The following is a 16,091-nucleotide window of genomic DNA, read 5'->3' as shown; positions in this document are numbered from 1 at the left end:
TCTCGCCCTGCTGCTCGGATGTACTGCCCGTGCTCAAGCTGTCCCCCGATCTGTCGGTCACGGCTGGTCCGTGATGCTCAACGAGCTGGCCGAGATATCGAACTGGTGTGTTTCAGTCGCTCCCGATTTCCCGAGATAGAGCGGGTGGCGGCACGTGGAAGATGCACGAACCCGTCCGGCGCACCGGGTCTGCCAAGCTGCGTGGTTGGCCGAATCGCCGAGGTTCGCACCGACGAGCGGGCGTGGCCCGGCGGGCTGGCCGCAGCCACGCCGCAATGGCCGCGCACCGCCGCACGCGGTCGATGCCGTGATGCCGGTGCGGATGATGAATGCCGAGTTCGGTTCCACGACCTTCGTGGTCGTCGATGTGGAGATGCGCCGCCAGCCCGGCGGCCTTGTTCCTGCGGCCGAGCCACCCTCGCTCTCAGCGGGGCGGACTTCCAGCCCTTGTGGCGGGTTCACCAGGAGATCCGCGAGGAGCTTCACTCCTCCTGGAAGAAGCCGCGGCCGCCACGACTGCCTCACGAACTCCCAGAGGGGTCCGCCGGACTCGCCACGCGCGAGATCGAGCGGCATGTCACGGCGCAGCCACATCGGATCGTCGCCGCGCTGGGCTTCATCGAGGCCTCGCTGCTGCACACCGAGCGGGCCGCGTGCCCGCGTCTGGCCTCCCTCACCCGCTGGGACGCGGTGAAGCTCGCTCGAACCGCCTGTCCCGGTGTCGGGAGAGGGTTCGAGGAGCTCGCCCGGTATCTGGGAGTGCGGCTGCCTCCTGGACCCCGGCCCGCCACCCAGGAGGCCTGGGCGGTGGCCCAGGTGTTTCGACACGCGGTCGAGCGCGGTGCGGCCGGGGGCCGGTGGCCGACCTTCGCTCAGCTGGAGGAGATCGCCGGGACCGCGGCGCGGCCGGTCGAGGAGAAGCACCTTCCGCCGTCCACGGTCCAGGGCTCGCTGTTCCACCTGACGGCCCCGGTTCCGCCAGGGCCCCGGGGCGAGCCGGTCATGCCCGGCGTGCGACGACGATGCATCGCGTGCTGTCGCCGGTGAGAGAGCTGCCGTCACACCCGCCGAACGCGCCGTGAACCGTGAACCCGGCTTCGGCGAGGGCCGTTCGGAGGTCCTCTGGGGTGTAGAGGCGGGAGGAGCCGTGGAACGGCTCGACGTGGCCGTCCTCGTAGCGGGTGGACATGTAGCTGTTGAGCCGGACGGTCGTCGGGTCCCAGGTGATGTGTACGGTGGACGTCGCCTCGGGGCCTTTCAGGGTCCGGGTGCCCACCTTGGCCCTGGCGCTGTTGGGCGGGAAGTGGTCCATCCCCCGAAGGGCGCCGGGCCGCAGGACACCGGGTGCCATCAACGGATGTGCCATGAGCCCCAAACGTCGCTGTTCCCGCTGGTGAGAGCGGTCCGCCGCGAGTCTCAGGGGCTGATACGGGCGCGTTCGAGCACTCGGTACACCGTGGCCCGGCTGACGGAGAACAGTTCGGCAAGGTCGGCGATGAAGTGTTCGCCAGTGGCGCGCTGTTCGACCAGGTGGGCTTGCTGCCGGGCCGTCAGCTTGGGCTTCTTGCCCTTGAGCTTGCCCTTCGCCCTGGCAACGGCCATGCCCTCCCGGGTGCGCAGGCGCAGGAGGTCGACCTCGAACTCGGCGAAGGCGGCCAGGATGTTGAAGAACATCTTGCCCATGGGGTCGGCCGGGTCGTAGAGGCTGCCGCCGAGGGAAAGCTTGACGCCGCGGGCGACGAGGGAGTCGCCGATGTCGCGGGCGTCGGGCACGGAGCGGGCGAGGCGGTCAAGTCTGGTCACCACGAGGGTGTCTCCGCCGTGCGCGCCGGTCAGTCCGCGGTCGAGGTAGATCCGGTCTTCGGGGACGCCGAGGCCGGTAAGGATCTCGCGCTGGGCGGTGAGGTCCTGGTCGTCGGTTAAGCAGCGGGCGTAGCCCGTGAGGAGTCCGGTCAGAGCCGAGGAGCGTACGGATAGCCCCCGCTGACCGTGCAGATCACCGGACACCCTAAATGAGACGCCGTCCGCCCTGGTCGGTCATCCCTGCCAAGCAAGATCAGTCGTGTTCGTTGGGGGATCCCCTACCGAACTTCTCCAGCATCAGTATCTGCGTCTTCGGTTCCGCGCGGGGCGGCTCATGTAGGAGAGCGCCAGTGCCCGGCCAGCGGGATCGTCGGCAAGCTGGTCGAGGATCTGGTCAGCACGACTGCGGTCCCCCACCCTGCCCAGCTCCCCAGCCGCCGACACGCGGGCTGAGATGCTGAGGCCCGCATCGTTGGCGAGGGCAATCAGTCGGTCGGCACCCTCAGCCCTGTACCCGTCCACCCCGGCCAGGCCCTGGGCTGCTTGTATGCGGGCTGAGACGCTCAGATCAGTGCCGTCGGCAAACGCGGAGAGAAGGCGTGTCGCCGGTTCCCTGTACCCGTCCATCCTGGCCAAGGCCCGGGCTGCCCGCACGCAGAAGGAGGCATTGCCGGAAGGGCTGTCGACGAACGGAGAGAGGAGCCGAGCAGCCAGCTCCTCATAGCCGTTCACTCCAGCCATGTACTCGGCCGCCTGGAGGCGGTTGTAGTCGCCGAAGGCGGGGTCATCGCAGAGACGGGCGAAGAGTCGGGCCGCGCAGTCCTGGTATCCGTCCTCCTGGGCCAGCTGGCGGACCAGCCGCCGACGGGAGAATACGGCGAGGGTACGATCACCGACAATCTGGGCGAAGAACTGGTCAGCCCGGTCCCGGTACCCATCGACCCTGGACAGGATCCATACGGCCTGCTCGCGGTCGTTGATGCCGAGGGTGGGATCGTCGGCGAAGGCGATTAGCCGGTCGGCGCCCGCATTCCTGTACCCCTCCACCCCGGTCAGGCACTCAGCCGCCCGCACGCGGGCGAAGCCGTCGAGGGCTTTGTGCTGAGCGAAGCGAGTGAGTTGGCTTGCGGTGGGCTTGGTGGGGAGGCGGGTCCTGAGGGCCACCTGTTTGATGAGGAAGTCGCAGGCACTTGTGCCTCCCTGGCTGGTGAGGGCTTCGATTCTGTTGTTGGTCTCGGCTGCGATGCCGCCGGGGGAGGCGAGGAGAGCATCGAGGAGGAAGCCCAGGTAGGACGGTTCGAGAGCGGGCGCCTGGGGTTCTTGTCTGGGTGGGAACAATGAGTCGAGGAGTTGCGTGCGCGCCTGTTGGTCGCGTGTGGCGTGTCGGGCTGCGTGGTATTCGAGGAAGGTCTCGTGGTGGAAGCCGAGGCCGTCTGCGTGGTGGACCAACAGGCCGGTGTGGTGCAGCAGGTCCTCAAGGAAGGCGTCCCACCGCTCGGGGCGCACTTTGCCGGGGCGGCGGACGGCCTCATGCGAGGCCAGTACTGCGGTCACAGGTGCCTGGTGGCCGGTGAGCCGCTGGTGGGCGAGGTAGTCGATCAGTTCGGGTAGCCGTTGGTGGACCTGTCGAGCGGCTTGGTCGGCTTCCTGGCGTGCCTGCGGGCTTTGAAGGGCTTGCACGAGGTTCTGCACCTCGCCGACCACCCACCCCACGTCCGGTCCATCCGCTGCCGCCACCTCCTCCAGAGCCTCCGCACCGCCGCCGGTCCCCGCCTGCGCACGCAGGACGGCCTCCGTGCGCTCACCGCCGTGGACGGGGCACTATCTCCCGCATGACCTCGATGCACTCCGTCTCCAGCGCGGCGGACGCCATACGACCGACGATCTCGGTCAAGCCCGGCCCCTACGATCATCCGGACGCCCGGCATCTGGTCCGGGCCCTGCGCCAGGAGCAGATCGACCTCTACGGATTCGCCGACGAACCGGACACCACACCGGCAGACGACTTCGCCGCCCCCGGCCGGTTCCTGATCGCCCGCCTCGGCCGCGAACCGGTCGGCTGCGCGGGGGTGCGCTTCCTCGACGCGCGCACCGCGGAGATCAAGAAGATGTACGTCGCCCTCCGCGTCCGTAGGTTCCGACTCGGCCACACGCTGCTCGAACTGCTGGAAACGCATGCCGCCCGCCACGGAGCCACGCGCATCCTGCTGGAGACCGGGCACCGCAACACCGCCGCTCTCGCCCTCTACGAGAGCGCCGGGTACGTCCCCCGCGAGTCGTACATCCCCGGACGCGACCGGAACGTGAACCGCGCCATGACCAAAACCCTCGGCGCTCCATCCTGACGACTTCGCCCGGCCCCGGCCTGGAGTGCGCCGTCGGGGTGCCCCGGCCAGCGGTCCCGTCCCGGTTCCCGCAGCTGCCGACTGCCGCTGCCGGTGAGGGAGGCTACCCGTGGCGCGCAGTCGACCGAGCTGGTGAGTACGGGAGTTCATCCGGTTTCGGCGCTCTGGCCCCGCAGTGCGCCCCGGACACACCAGAACTGGACGAGGACGACCAAGGGAGCGGGCCGGACTGGCGAAGGCCGGTGCGCTGCACGCGATGGTGGCGGCGATGGCTGGGCATGCCTACCGTACGTTGGCGCTGCCCGCTTGCTGGCCGCGCGGGTTCCCGTATCGTGCGCGCATTGCGGTGCTCGCGGCCGGGCCGGCGGCGAAGACGAACGCCTCACTGTCGTGGAGGCTGCGTCCCGTACGGGCGTCGACCAGCACCGGCTCGACCGCCTCGCCGCTGGCGGCGTCCACCAAGATCATGGACCGCTCCTGCGGCGCCAGGTGCAGGTTCCCCCAGGCGGCCAGGGCCACGATCACCGGCCGAAGGGATCGGCCCCGCTCGGTGAGTACGTACTCGTAACGGGCCGGCTTGTCCTGGTAGAGCCTCCGTTCCAGCAGACCGTCCGCGACAAGCGTCTTGAGCCGTGCGGTGAGCATGCTGGTGGAGATGTTCAGATTCTGCTGGAACTGGTCGAAGCGCGTGTAGCCGTCGAAGGCGTCATGCAAGAGCAGCAGAGTCCACCACTCGCCGACGTGCTGCGCCGTCGTCGACAGCGGACACTCCCGGTCCTCCAGCCGTATGCGACTCGACATGCCGCCCTCCCGAGGTCACTGCTAATGTAGAAGTTACTGGCTTCTGTTTTAGCAGTCACGAGCCTTCGCGGTAGTGCGCACAGGCAGGGGTCAGGCATGCGCCCGCCCGGCAGTGACAAGAGCCGCACCCCGTGACCGCTTGCCCTGACGCAATGGAGAAACCTATGACTGAGAGCTCGACGCCGGTCGACCTCACCGGCCTCCCCGAAGCGATCACCCGCTACCTGACGGGCCGCGCCGCCAAGGACGCCCCCGCCGCCGCACCCGCCTTCGCACCGCACGGCACCGTCACCGACGACGGACGCACCTACGAGGGAATCAAGGCCATCACCCGATGGCTCGGACAGACCGACACCGAGTACAGCTACACGACCACGCTCACCGGCGCCGAACGCGACGCACCCGACCGGTACACCGTCCACCAGCGCCTCGAAGGCAACTTCCCCGGCGGGAGGGTCGACCTGCACTGCCGCTTCGTCCTGGCTCACGGACTGATCAGCGAACTCCGTATCGCCCCCTGACCGGCCCTCCCCACCCCCGCACACCCGATTCAATGTAGGAGCTTGAACGGTATGAGGACCTGGTTCATCACCGGTGGCACCCCCGGAGGATTCGGCATGGCCTACGCCGACGCCGCCCTGGACCTGGGCGACAACGTCGTCCTCACCGCCCGCCGCCCCCACCTGCTCGACGACTGGGCCGCCCGCCACGGCGACCGTGTCCTGGTCCACCCCCTGGATGTCACCGACGCCCAGGAGATCCACAAGGCCGTCCGAGCCGCCGAGGACCGTATCGGCCGGATCGACGTCCTGGTCAACAACGCCGGCCGGGGATGGTACGGCTCCGTCGAAGGCACGCCCGACAGCGACGTCAGGAACACCTTCGAGCTGAACTTCTTCTCCGTCACGCAGATGCTCCGCGCCGTCCTACCGGGCATGCGAGAGCGCGGTAGCGGATGGATCATCAACATGTCCTCGGTCGCCGGACTGCGCAGCGTGCCGGGCTTCGGCTACTACAGCGCCGCCAAATACGCCATCGAAGGGCTCACCGACGCCCTGCGCCACGAAGTCACCCCGTTCGGCATCAAGGTCATGGCCGTGGAGCCCGGAGCCTTCCGCACACACGCCTACGCGTCATTCGCCGACGAAGCCGTGAACGAGACCGTCGACGCCTACCTGCCCCTGATCCGGTCCGTCCGCTCCTCCATGATCGAACAGAGCGGTCGGCAGCCCGGCGACCCCCACCGCGGAGTGCGCGCCGTCGTGGACGCCATGAACAGCCCCGCCCCGCCCCGCCGTATCGTCCTGGGCGCCGACGGCTACACAGCCGTGCAGGGGCAGCTGACAGACATGACGGCAGAACTGCACGACTTCGAAACGGCCTCACGAAGCGCGGACTTCCCCCGGCGCCCCTGAGACCGTGTCCTGCGGGGTGAGGCGGACGATTCGCAAGTACGGTACGTCCTTCGTCATTCGGGAGCGTCTGGACCCGGCCCTCCGCCGCGGCGCCCGAATCCCCACCAGGTCGAGGAGCGCCATCTGCTCTTCACCGCGGCAGGTGGGAAAAGACTCAGTCCGGAGTGCAGGAGGGAAGGTCCGGCCGAGCGAGGGCGCGCCTACCAAACAGCGGTGACCACTTCAGCGCGGGTGACATGAGACCGCAGCAACCGTGATCGCAGCCAATTGGAGGCTCGCGGCGACGTGTACAGGTACCGGAGGGGGCGTTTCAGCCACGGACTCCCGTTCCCACGACTCGTAAGTTCGGGTCATTTGTGTGCGCAAAGCCTGCGCGGAGCGGGTTGACGCGAGCAGGCGTACGAGCATGCTTCCGTAGCGCAGGCGCAGGAGATGCCGGGACTGCGTGACGGAGGCCAGTTCGGCTTTCGTGGCCATGCGATCGGCCGCGGGGTTCTGGTGGACGAGTCGGGACGCCAGGCGGTCCCGGCACGCTCGGGCGAAGGGCGACTCGGCGTCGATGTGAGGGGCGGCCTTGTCATAGGCGTCGCCCAAGATCTGCAAAGTGCGCTGCGTGGTGGCGTGCTCTCGTCGGCGCAGCTCGTCCAGGTGGACGGAGCTGGCGCTGGTGTCGCCGAACGTGGAATCGCTCCACAGGGGAACTTCTGCGACCAGGCCGGTGGTCGCGTACTTCCTGGCGTAGGAAAAGCTGGAGTCGCCCGCGCTCCAGTTGTCGGGGGCCTCGTCGTGTGCGATCAGGTAGTCGATCTCTTCCGGGGTGTCCCACTGGCCGAAGACCGCGGGCGCGTACAGGGGCGCGCCGGGGCTCTCGGGGTCGCCGGCGTCCAGAGTGAGTCCGTACAGCGGAGGCAGGGAGGAGAGGCGCCGGGCGAGGTCGCCGGTGTCGCGGGAGAGGTAGTAGAAGACGCCGCCGGTGTCGCTGTTATGCAGGGACGGCATGAGATCGGGCTGGAGCTCATCGATGGAGTCCATCCAGGCGCGGACCTCGGGCAGGGACGCCTCGAACGTCACTCCGCGATAGTCGAGGGGAAAGGTCCACTCGATCTGATCGAAGAACGCAGGTCGGTAGAAGCCGCGGAAGTAGGCCAGCCGGTCGTGGGGGCGGTCGAACCAGGAGTAGTTGAGCTTGGCGCCGTCCGGGTCGATGCAGCCGATGATGTGCCAGGAGTGCCCGAGGCGCACACGGAGGTCCGGGTCGGTGCACAGCTTCTCGGCCAGGTGCAGCGCGGTGACGGAACCGATCGGCTCATTGGGGTGCGGGCCGCCCACGACCAGTGCCTTGCGCGGACCGCCGTCGATGTCCAGGCGCAGCAGCGGCTCGCCTTCCCGGGATGTGCCTATGCGTCGGATCGTCGCCAGCGTGGGGTGCTGTTCGGCGAGCGCCGTCAGGCGCCTGTTCATCTCGGCGACGGTGGGGAACGCCGTGATGTGCGGGAGGGACGCGGACACCGCCTCCAGGTCGGGCGGTAGCGGCCAGCGCGGTGACGACTGCTTGTTGCTGTACATGGAACGCTCCTGTCATTGCATTGACTGACACATCTATCAGTCACAAGCGACGCCTGTACATGCCTCACCTGAGGTAATGGCCTCGTTATCTCCTCCCAGCTGGGTGCGACTGGTGACAGACATGTCAATCAGGCGTAGAGTTCCGGCCACTCGGCCCGGCGCGTTGGCGTCGGCACGGCTGGAACTGTGCGAGGAGCCCGGATGAAGCTCAGGAAACCGGCACGCTGGAGGGCGCGGTGCGCGGCTGCCTGCGTGCTCGCGGTGGCAGCGGTGGGATGCCGCGCGCCGGGCGCCCCTCCGGAGGGCGAGGTACTGCGGATCGGCACTGTGTCGCCGATCGATTCGGTCAACCCCTACACCGCGGGCAGCGACGAGGGACTCAACGCTGTTTCGATGGTCTACCCGCGTCTGGTGCAGTACGGCTTGGACAACACGGTGATCCCGGCTCTGGCCTCCGGATGGTCGAGGACAGATGAGGGCAGGAGCCTGGTTCTTCACCTGAACCGGGATGCCCGGTGGTCGGACGGGTCCGCCCTGGGCGCACAGGATGTGGTGTGGAGCGCGCGCACCGACCTGAAGTTCGCCGACGGGGCCACCGCGTCCCTCGCCTCGGCCCTCGGCCCGGTCGACCAGGTGACCGCCGTTGACAGCCATACGGTGAAACTGGCTTTCGAGCGCAAGGCGCCCTCCAACATCCTTGACCTGCTCACGGGCTTCTTCGTGCTGCCACGTGCGGTGTGGAAGGACGAGGTGGGCAAGGACGGGGCAGGCCTGCTGAGCTTCCGGCCGCAGGATTCGCTGCCCATGGTGAGCGGCGGCCCGTTCACGATCACGCGGCTGGAGGAGAAGGGGACCACCGTCTACCGGCCCAACCCCCGCTACTACGGCGCCCAGCCCGCCCTCAAGGCCGTGACCCTCACCTACTACACGAACGCCGAGGCCCTTGTCGCCGATCTGGTCGCCGGGAACCTCGACTTCGTCAACCAGCTGCCCAGCACGACTGCGGACGCACTGCGCAAAGCCGGGAAGGTACGGGTGACGACAGCTCCGGGACCGATGCGCAGCGACCTCATCTTCAACTCCAACCCCGCCAAGCCGCGCAACCGCGAACTGCTGGATCCCGATGTACGGGAGGCGCTGGAGCGGGGAGTGGACCGGCAGCGCATCGCCGATGTGGTGTTCGGGGGCTACGCAACTCCCTACGCGAACCTCATATCGCCGATGGCCGGCGACTGGCGCGATCCGGCGATCAAGCCGCTCCCGTTCGACCTCGACGCCGCAAACCGGGCACTGGACGCTCTCGGCTACCGGCGCGGCGAGGACGGGATACGGATCGCCCCCGCCACCACCGGTGAGCATGCGCAGCCGGCGCACCGCATGGACTACGGGATCATCACACCCGGTGATCTCACTTTTGACGTCAACCGCCAGTTCAAGATCGTGCAGAGCGACTGGGCGAAGCTCGGAGTGAAGGTCACACAGCTCCCCTCAGGTGACACGGCGCAGACGTTCGACGCTCTGGCAGCGCCCGACTACAAGTACGAAAAGGCCGACATCGGCATGTGGACCTGGGGTGGAAATGTCGACCCGTCGTTCAACCTGTCACTCCTGACCAGCGACCAGCTCGGCAACCTCAACGACACCGGCTTCAGCGATCCCGCCTACGACCGTCTGTACCGGGACCAGACCGACGCAGCGTCTGTCGCCGAACGACGTTCGATCGTCGACAAGTTGCAGCAGATCGCAGCAGACCGACGGCCCTACATCTTCCTGGTCAACACGTCCCTCATCAGTGCAGCGCGCCCCGGGTGGAGCGGCTTCGCCCCGCGGTCGATCGGCGCCTGCGACTGCTATTACGCCGACATCAAGTACGCGCAAGGAGATACGCGATGACCGACTCCTGTGGTGCGTTCACGGTGAACGTGGGAGGCCGAACGTGAGTCCCCAACGTCTGATACGCCGGATCGGCGCGGCCCTGCTCACTCTGTGGGTGGCCGCCACACTCAACTTCGTGCTCTTCCGCACGATCCCCGGCGACGCCGTCTCCTCCTTGCGCTGTCAACGCTGCACCCCCGCCTTCCGGGAACTGCTGCGCCACCAGCTGGGCCTCGATCGCCCCCTGATCGTGCAGTATCTGTACTACCTGCGCGACCTGCTCCAGGGTGACCTCGGGCAGTCGGTCTCCTCCCACCGCCCCGTCACCTCCCAGCTCCTGCAGCCGCTCCTGGCGACCCTGCCCATGCTGCTGCTCGGCACCGTCGCGGCCCTGCTTCTCGGCGTGGTCGCCGGCTCCCTGGCCGCCTGGCGTCACGACACCCTCACCGACCGCGGCCTGACTCTGACCAGTCTCGTCCTCTACTCGATGCCGGCGCAGTGGCTCGGCCTCATGCTCGTCATGTACGTCGCGTTCACCGTCGGGCTCCCGGTCGCCGGACTGCACTCCCCGGGGCTGGGAGTGCTGGAGGCCGCCTCGTGGAGCGACACACTGATCGACCGCCTTCAGCACATGGCGCTTCCCTCCGCCACTCTCGGCATCATCCTCTTCGGGCAGTTCGCGCTGATCACCCGGTCCTCTCTCCTGTCGGCGCTGGCCGACGACCACATACTGACCGCGCGGGCTAAGGGACTGGGCCCGCTGAGCGCGGTGTTCCGGCACGCGTTGCCCAACGCGCTGCTGCCCCTGGTCACGATCACCGCGCAGACCTTCGGCTACATCGTCGGCGGTGCGGTCGTCATCGAGAGCGTCTTCTCCTATCCGGGCATCGGCCTGGCGGTCATGGACGCGATCAGCAGCCGTGACTATCCCACTCTCCAGGGCGCGTTCCTGCTGCTGACGGCTGCCGTGATCCTCACCAACCTGATCGCCGACCTTCTGTATCCGAAGCTCGACCCGCGTGTGGGAGCCGCCTCGTGAGTGCAACAGCCCCGACCGAAACCCTCGCGACGCCCCCTCCACCGCGGCGCCGCCCCATCCGCGACGCCCTGCTGCACTCTCTCTACGGTCGCATCGGACTCGTCCTCCTGGCTCTTCTGCTGACCGTCTCCGTCTTCGGGCCGGTGCTCGAACCGCACAGCACCGGCTCAGCGATCGGCGATCCCTTCGCGTCCCCGTCCGCGCGCCTCCCGCTCGGCCTGGACGACGGAGGCGTCGACATGCTCAGCCAGCTGATCGCCGGTGCCCGGGTCTCTCTCCTCGTCGGCCTGACGGCCGCGTTGGCCGCGGTCCTCATCGGTGGCACCGTCGGCATGCTCGCCGGCTACGTGGGCGGGCGTACCGAGGGCGTCCTGATGCGGATCACCGACTACTTCCTGACCCTGCCCGATGTCCCGTTGATGATCGTGGCCGCTGCACTGTTCGGGCGGAGCTTGACCAACGTGGTGGTCATCATCGCCTCGATCTACTGGACGAGCACGGCGCGGATGGTTCGTGCCGAGGTCAAGTCGCTGCGTGAGCGGCCGCACATCCAGCGCGTGCGCTCACTCGGCGCCGGTCACGGACGCATCCTGCGCCACCACATCCTGCCGTCGGTCGCACCGCTGCTCGCCGCGAACGTGGTGCTGATGATCTCCACCGCGATCTTCGCCGAGAGTTACGTCTCCTTCCTCGGCCTGGGCGATCCCACCGCCATCACCTGGGGAGGACTGATCGAGAACGCGTCCACCTCCAGCGCCGTCCTGAGAGGCGCCTGGTGGGCCATCATCCCGCCGGGAGTGTGCATCACCCTCGCCGTCGTCGCCTGCTCGATGGTGGGCCAGACCGTCGAGGACGCGCTCAACCCGCGCCTGGGAGCCGGTCATCTGTCGGTGCGCACCTTCGGCGTCCTGCCGCTGGCCCGGTTCAAGGAGAAGCGGTGAGCCTCGTGACAGTCCGGCTCCACGAGCACGGCCCCGCGCAGCCCTACCCCGCCGCACACGGATGCCGGGCTGCGGCGCCTCGTGTTCCGACGTGTCTCCTGGAGGAACGATGAGCACGCCCGTCCTTGAGATCAAGGATCTGCACGTCAGGTTCGACCAGACCGCCGGTGACACCGTCACGGTGCTGCACGGCATCGACCTCACCGTCCGCGCAGGCCAACGCCTGGGATTGGTGGGCGAGTCGGGCAGCGGCAAGTCCACCGTCGCCCTCACCTCCATGGGCCTGCTTCCGGCCAACGCCACCGCCGCCGGCCATGTCCTGCTCGAAGGCCGCGACATCCTGCAAGAGGGAGAGCGCAGCGTACGACCGCACCGTTGGAAGGACATCTCCATGGTCTTCCAGGGCGCCATGGCGGCCTTCAACCCCGTCCGCACCATCGGCCGGCAGATCGCCGAGCCGATGCTGCTCCATTGCACCCAGCCGAACCGCAGGGCCGCACGCGCCCGCACCGAGCACCTCCTCGACCTTGTCGGGCTGCCGCCGCGCGTCGCGAACTCCTACGCCCACGAACTGTCCGGCGGCATGCGCCAGCGCGCCGTCATCGCCATGGCACTCTCCTGCGAGCCCAAAGCGCTCCTGGCAGACGAACCGACGACCGCCCTCGACGTGATCGTGCAAGCCCAGATCGCCGAACTCCTCGTCGACGTCACCGACCGCCTGGGACTGGCGCTCATCCTTGTCTCCCACGACCTCCCGCTGGTCAGCCAGTACTGCGACCACGTCGCGGTCATGCGTCATGGCCGGATCGTCGAACAGGGACCAAGCACACGCCTGCGCTCCGAGCCCGCCCACCCCTACACCCGCCAGCTCTTCGACGCCTCCGAGGAAGCCGCACGATGACCGACATCGCACCGGACGTGCCGCCCTGTCCGCTCGAACTGCGGAACCTGACCGTCAGTTTCACCCCTCCACGCCGCAACAAGTTTCTCCGCCGCTCCGGCGAGGAGAAACCGGTTCGAGCAGTGGACGGCGTGAGCCTCCGCCTGGAAGCAGGCACCACGCTGGCCCTCGTCGGCGGCTCAGGCTCCGGCAAAAGCACCACAGCCGCCGTCGCCGCCCGCATGCTCGACTGCGACAGCGGAACCGTCCTGTACGGCGGCGAGGATGTCACCCACCTCGACGGCGGTGCTCTGCGTGCCCGGCGACGTCACCTCCAGACCGTCTACCAGGATCCCTTCGCCAGCCTGCAGCCACGGTTCACGGTGCGGCGCACCGTCGAGGAGGGACTGCTGATCCACAAGCTCGGCGCCACCGCACGCGACCGTGAAGAACGTGTCGTGCGGGCCCTGGAACGCGCGCACGTACCGCTCCCGCTGCTGGACCGGCTGCCCCACCAGCTGTCCGGAGGGCAGCGCCAGCGCGTGGCGATCGCCGCCGCACTCGTCCTGGAGCCGACCGTGCTCATCGCAGACGAACCGGTCTCCATGCTGGACGTCTCGCTGCGTGCCGGCGTCATGCGGCTCTTCGACGACCTGCGCGACGCGGGAACGGCCGTCCTCCTCATCACCCACGACCTGCCGTCGGCCGCCCGGCACGCCGACACCATCGCGGTGCTCCAGCAGGGACGCCTGGTCGAGCAGGGCAACGCCCGCCAGGTGCTGAGCCATCCCGCCCACGCATACACACAGGCGCTGCTGGAAGCCACCCCCCGAGCCGGTCTGCGTACCTGAAGCGCCGTGCACGTCGAACATCACGATAGGTTGCGCCCCGTGCCCACGAGGAAAGTAGAAGTACGCCGCGAACAGATCCTGGCCGCCACGATCGAGGTGCTGCGCGAGCACGGCTTCGCCAAAGCACGCGTGAAACACGTCGCCGAGAAGCTCGGCATCAGCTACACCCTTGTCTATTACCACTTCCCCACCCGCGAGAAGCTCCTGGCGGACACCTTCACGTTCCTCGCCGAGGACGAAGCCGTCGCCATGCGGCAGCTGGCGGACGACAGCGCTGACGCCGTGTACAAGATGCGCCGGACCGTCGCCCCGATCACGGACGAACGCCCGGTCACGCGCTGGATTCCCCTCATGGAGGGCTGGGTCGCCGCCCTGCGGATACCCGAGGTCCGCTCGGGGCAGACCCGCTACCTCCACCGCTGGCTCGACTCTCTCCAGCGCATCATCGAACAGGGCGTCGAGGAAGGCTCGTTCCGCTGCTCCTCGCCCGCAGCAGCGGCCTGGCGCATCAACGCGCTGCTCGACGGCGTCTGCGTCCAACTGGCCAGTTACGACGGGGCCCTGCCCCGCGACGTCGCCCACCAGCGCATGTGGGAGGGCGTCGCCCTCGAACTCGGCTGCACCACCGAAACGCTGTCGGGCAGCCCGACCTGAGCACCTCGGCCAACGCCTACCGACTTGGCGCCTCCTCTGAGCCTCACTCGTCATCGATGACGAGTGAGGCATCCCACTCGGCTCTCTGCTTAGAGCGTCCGCCAGTAGGTGTTGAGCCGGGCTATCGGATCCGGGGGCTGCGTGACCGACAGCTGGCCTTCGCCCGCCTGGCGATTCGCAGGAATCCCTGGAACGATGATTGCCATCCGAACCGCACCGGAAAGACGTGCTGTACCCCCTGGTCCCCATGCCTCGAACGCGCGTGGGGTGCGGTCTTGCCGGCGGATATACGTCACGCGATTCCACTGTCCGGTGTTCGTGGACTTTCGTGCCGGAGCCGCTCTACGACCGCAAGGGCATCGTCTCCTTCCAGCCGGAAGGCCGCTACTGGCCGGACGTCGGTGCTCGATCGTGGACGTGCATGCCCCGGGCGGGCCCTGTTGTCGCAGTAGCGCGCCGCCCTGGCCGAGGCTGGCAGTCTCTGCCTGCGGGACGCCCTTGCTGCGCTGTCCTCGATCGGTTCGCCGCCGCCGACCGGCTCCTTGCGGGAAGCGCCGTCAGCGTGCTCTTTGGGGGCGCGGCGTGCCGTAGGGAGGGCCTCGACCTGTACCGAAGCGTCGCCCCTTGACAGTGAGCACCGGCGTGATCAGCCGGATGCCCGTGGCCATTGGCCCACCTGACCCCACGCTCACGACCTGAGAGCGTGCGAACATGAAAAGGAGCTCGGCATGAACCACACGACAGCAGACGACGGCACCACACGGACGACGATGCGGGCCGTCGTCGTTACGCGCCCCGGGGGCCTGGACGCCCTGGAGGTCAAGGAGGTGCCGGTCCCTGTCCGCAAGCCGGGCTGGGTGCGGATCGAAGTGAAGGCGTTCGGCGTCAACGAGTCCGAGATCATCACCCGCGAAGGGAAATCGGACGCGGAGGTCACCTATCCCCGTGTCCCCGGCATCGAGGGCGTCGGAGTGGTCGACGAGGCGGACGAGGACTCCGGGCTGAGGCCGGGGCAGCAGGTCGCGACCATGATGGGCGGCATGGGCCGCTCCTACGACGGTGCCTACGCCCAGTACGTGACCGTCCCCGCCGGGCAGGTCATCGCGTTCGAGACCGGCCTGCCCTGGGACGTGGTCGGCGCGCTGCCGGAGATGTTCCAGACCGCTTACGGCTCGCTGACCCGCGGCCTGGACCTGCAGGCCGGGCAGACGCTGCTGATCCGCGGCGGCACCTCCACGGTGGGTCTGAGCGCAGCGACGATGGCCAAGGAGCTGGGTGCCACCGTCGTCTCCACCACCCGCCACGCTGACCGGGTCCCTGAGCTGCGGGCGATGGGCGTCGACCACCCGGTCGTGGACGACGGGCAGATCGCGCAGAAGCTCTTGGACCTCGTGCCGCAGGGCGTCGACGCGGCGCTGGAACTGGTGGGCTGCACGACTCTGCCGGACACGCTGGGATGCGTGCGGGTGCACGGCACCGTCTGCTTCACCGGCGTCCTGGGGGGCGGCTGGACCATCCCCGACTTCACCCCGTTCATGATTCCCAGCGGAGTACGGCTGACCAGCTACGCGGGCGAGGCTGCCGACCTACCGCCGGAGGTGTTCCAGCACCAGCTGCAGGCGATCGCCGACGACCGGCTCAAGGCTTCGATCGCGCAGACCTACCACGGTCTGGAGCAGGTGCGCGATGCCCAGGCCGGCGTCGAGTCCGCCGCGTCGCCGGGCAAGCACGTCGTCCTGCTCACCTGAGCAATGGGGACGCGCGTCGCACACGCCACTTACGCAACGGCCGCGTCCTCTCCTGCCGCGAAAGCACCCGGAGAGGGCAGCCCTGCAGCGTGCCCTTCGCGGACGGGCCGTCCAGTACCGGGGCCAGGACGGACATGAGGAGGGAGGCCGTGATCGAGTCGACGGAGAGGTGC

16 protein-coding genes are annotated in these 16,091 nt (G+C 68.4%); 10 read left to right on the top strand and 6 right to left on the bottom strand.

Annotated elements, in window-relative coordinates:
- Positions 1 to 57 precede the first annotated feature (57 nt).
- From ACIQPQ_RS10815 to ACIQPQ_RS10800, 4 genes are all read right to left on the bottom strand, one after another.
- Positions 58 to 639, bottom strand: coding sequence for a hypothetical protein (locus ACIQPQ_RS10815; RefSeq protein WP_401302448.1), 582 nt, complete (start codon positions 637 to 639; stop codon positions 58 to 60).
- Between the two features lie 361 nt (positions 640 to 1,000).
- Positions 1,001 to 1,366, bottom strand: a complete 366-nt coding sequence (locus tag ACIQPQ_RS10810) for a hypothetical protein (RefSeq protein WP_401302446.1) — start codon at positions 1,364 to 1,366, stop codon at positions 1,001 to 1,003.
- A 50-nt stretch (positions 1,367 to 1,416) separates the two neighbouring features.
- Complete coding sequence (locus ACIQPQ_RS10805) at positions 1,417 to 2,007, bottom strand: recombinase family protein (RefSeq protein ID WP_401302445.1); 591 nt, start codon at positions 2,005 to 2,007, stop codon at positions 1,417 to 1,419.
- A 93-nt stretch (positions 2,008 to 2,100) separates the two neighbouring features.
- The gene (locus ACIQPQ_RS10800; RefSeq protein ID WP_401302443.1) at positions 2,101 to 3,507 is read right to left on the bottom strand and encodes a hypothetical protein; all 1,407 of its coding nucleotides are present in this window, start codon (positions 3,505 to 3,507) and stop codon (positions 2,101 to 2,103) included.
- Positions 3,508 to 3,635: 128 nt separating this feature from the next.
- On the opposite strand from ACIQPQ_RS10800, the gene ACIQPQ_RS10795 reads away from it, so the two are divergent.
- Positions 3,636 to 4,148, top strand: a complete 513-nt coding sequence (locus ACIQPQ_RS10795) for a GNAT family N-acetyltransferase (protein WP_401302441.1) — start codon at positions 3,636 to 3,638, stop codon at positions 4,146 to 4,148.
- Between the two features lie 282 nt (positions 4,149 to 4,430).
- Here the strand turns inward: ACIQPQ_RS10795 and ACIQPQ_RS10790 are convergent, their stop codons facing one another.
- The gene (locus tag ACIQPQ_RS10790) at positions 4,431 to 4,949 is read right to left on the bottom strand and encodes a winged helix-turn-helix transcriptional regulator (RefSeq protein ID WP_401302439.1); all 519 of its coding nucleotides are present in this window, start codon (positions 4,947 to 4,949) and stop codon (positions 4,431 to 4,433) included.
- A 164-nt stretch (positions 4,950 to 5,113) separates the two neighbouring features.
- On the opposite strand from ACIQPQ_RS10790, the gene ACIQPQ_RS10785 reads away from it, so the two are divergent.
- Both ACIQPQ_RS10785 and ACIQPQ_RS10780 read left to right on the top strand, forming a co-directional pair.
- Positions 5,114 to 5,470, top strand: a complete 357-nt coding sequence (locus tag ACIQPQ_RS10785) for a nuclear transport factor 2 family protein (protein ID WP_401302437.1) — start codon at positions 5,114 to 5,116, stop codon at positions 5,468 to 5,470.
- A 51-nt stretch (positions 5,471 to 5,521) separates the two neighbouring features.
- On the top strand, positions 5,522 to 6,364 hold the full coding sequence (locus ACIQPQ_RS10780; RefSeq protein WP_401302436.1) for an SDR family NAD(P)-dependent oxidoreductase: 843 nt from the start codon (positions 5,522 to 5,524) through the stop codon (positions 6,362 to 6,364).
- Positions 6,365 to 6,586: 222 nt separating this feature from the next.
- On the opposite strand, the gene ACIQPQ_RS10775 is transcribed toward ACIQPQ_RS10780, so the two are convergent.
- Complete coding sequence (locus tag ACIQPQ_RS10775; protein WP_401302434.1) at positions 6,587 to 7,930, bottom strand: M14 family zinc carboxypeptidase; 1,344 nt, start codon at positions 7,928 to 7,930, stop codon at positions 6,587 to 6,589.
- A gap of 201 nt (positions 7,931 to 8,131) precedes the next feature.
- On the opposite strand from ACIQPQ_RS10775, the gene ACIQPQ_RS10770 reads away from it, so the two are divergent.
- The 7 genes from ACIQPQ_RS10770 (at position 8,132) to ACIQPQ_RS10740 (ending at position 15,918) form a co-directional block, all read left to right on the top strand.
- The gene (locus tag ACIQPQ_RS10770; protein ID WP_401302432.1) at positions 8,132 to 9,823 is read left to right on the top strand and encodes an ABC transporter substrate-binding protein; all 1,692 of its coding nucleotides are present in this window, start codon (positions 8,132 to 8,134) and stop codon (positions 9,821 to 9,823) included.
- 43 nt (positions 9,824 to 9,866) lie between these two features.
- Positions 9,867 to 10,844: an ABC transporter permease gene (locus tag ACIQPQ_RS10765; RefSeq protein ID WP_401302430.1), complete on the top strand. Its 978-nt coding sequence runs from the start codon at positions 9,867 to 9,869 to the stop codon at positions 10,842 to 10,844.
- On the top strand, positions 10,841 to 11,785 hold the full coding sequence (locus tag ACIQPQ_RS10760) for an ABC transporter permease (RefSeq protein ID WP_401302428.1): 945 nt from the start codon (positions 10,841 to 10,843) through the stop codon (positions 11,783 to 11,785). Before ACIQPQ_RS10765 ends, ACIQPQ_RS10760 begins: the two co-directional genes overlap by 4 nt.
- Positions 11,786 to 11,894: 109 nt before the next feature.
- Positions 11,895 to 12,686: an ABC transporter ATP-binding protein gene (locus ACIQPQ_RS10755; protein ID WP_401302426.1), complete on the top strand. Its 792-nt coding sequence runs from the start codon at positions 11,895 to 11,897 to the stop codon at positions 12,684 to 12,686.
- A complete protein-coding gene (locus ACIQPQ_RS10750) occupies positions 12,683 to 13,516 on the top strand; it encodes an ABC transporter ATP-binding protein (protein WP_401302424.1) in 834 nt (277 codons plus the stop codon). The genes ACIQPQ_RS10755 and ACIQPQ_RS10750 overlap by 4 nt, the downstream gene beginning before the upstream one ends.
- Before the next feature lie 39 nt (positions 13,517 to 13,555).
- Entirely contained in the window at positions 13,556 to 14,170 is a 615-nt protein-coding gene (locus ACIQPQ_RS10745) for a TetR/AcrR family transcriptional regulator (protein WP_401302422.1), read from the top strand.
- A 770-nt stretch (positions 14,171 to 14,940) separates the two neighbouring features.
- A complete protein-coding gene (locus ACIQPQ_RS10740; RefSeq protein ID WP_401302684.1) occupies positions 14,941 to 15,918 on the top strand; it encodes an alcohol dehydrogenase catalytic domain-containing protein in 978 nt (325 codons plus the stop codon).
- The last annotated feature ends 173 nt before the right edge of the window (positions 15,919 to 16,091 follow it).

Source organism: Streptomyces sp. NPDC091281, assembly GCF_044757425.1.
GTDB lineage: Bacteria > Actinomycetota > Actinomycetes > Streptomycetales > Streptomycetaceae > Streptomyces.
Note: the sequence above shows the minus strand (reverse complement) of the source record. Positions and strands in the feature narration are given on the sequence as shown.

Bases quoted from the DNA above. Each gene is read 5' to 3' on its own strand.
- ACIQPQ_RS10785 (WP_401302437.1), top strand. From the start codon at position 5,114: ATGACTGAGAGCTCGACGCCGGTCGACCTCACCGGCCTCCCCGAAGCG.
- ACIQPQ_RS10790 (WP_401302439.1), bottom strand. From the start codon at position 4,949: ATGTCGAGTCGCATACGGCTGGAGGACCGGGAGTGTCCGCTGTCGACG.
- ACIQPQ_RS10775 (WP_401302434.1), bottom strand. From the start codon at position 7,930: ATGTACAGCAACAAGCAGTCGTCACCGCGCTGGCCGCTACCGCCCGAC.
- ACIQPQ_RS10750 (WP_401302424.1), top strand. From the start codon at position 12,683: ATGACCGACATCGCACCGGACGTGCCGCCCTGTCCGCTCGAACTGCGG.
- ACIQPQ_RS10810 (WP_401302446.1), bottom strand. From the start codon at position 1,366: ATGGCACATCCGTTGATGGCACCCGGTGTCCTGCGGCCCGGCGCCCTT.
- ACIQPQ_RS10780 (WP_401302436.1), top strand. From the start codon at position 5,522: ATGAGGACCTGGTTCATCACCGGTGGCACCCCCGGAGGATTCGGCATG.
- ACIQPQ_RS10795 (WP_401302441.1), top strand. From the start codon at position 3,636: ATGACCTCGATGCACTCCGTCTCCAGCGCGGCGGACGCCATACGACCG.
- ACIQPQ_RS10740 (WP_401302684.1), top strand. From the start codon at position 14,941: ATGCGGGCCGTCGTCGTTACGCGCCCCGGGGGCCTGGACGCCCTGGAG.
- ACIQPQ_RS10755 (WP_401302426.1), top strand. From the start codon at position 11,895: ATGAGCACGCCCGTCCTTGAGATCAAGGATCTGCACGTCAGGTTCGAC.
- ACIQPQ_RS10770 (WP_401302432.1), top strand. From the start codon at position 8,132: ATGAAGCTCAGGAAACCGGCACGCTGGAGGGCGCGGTGCGCGGCTGCC.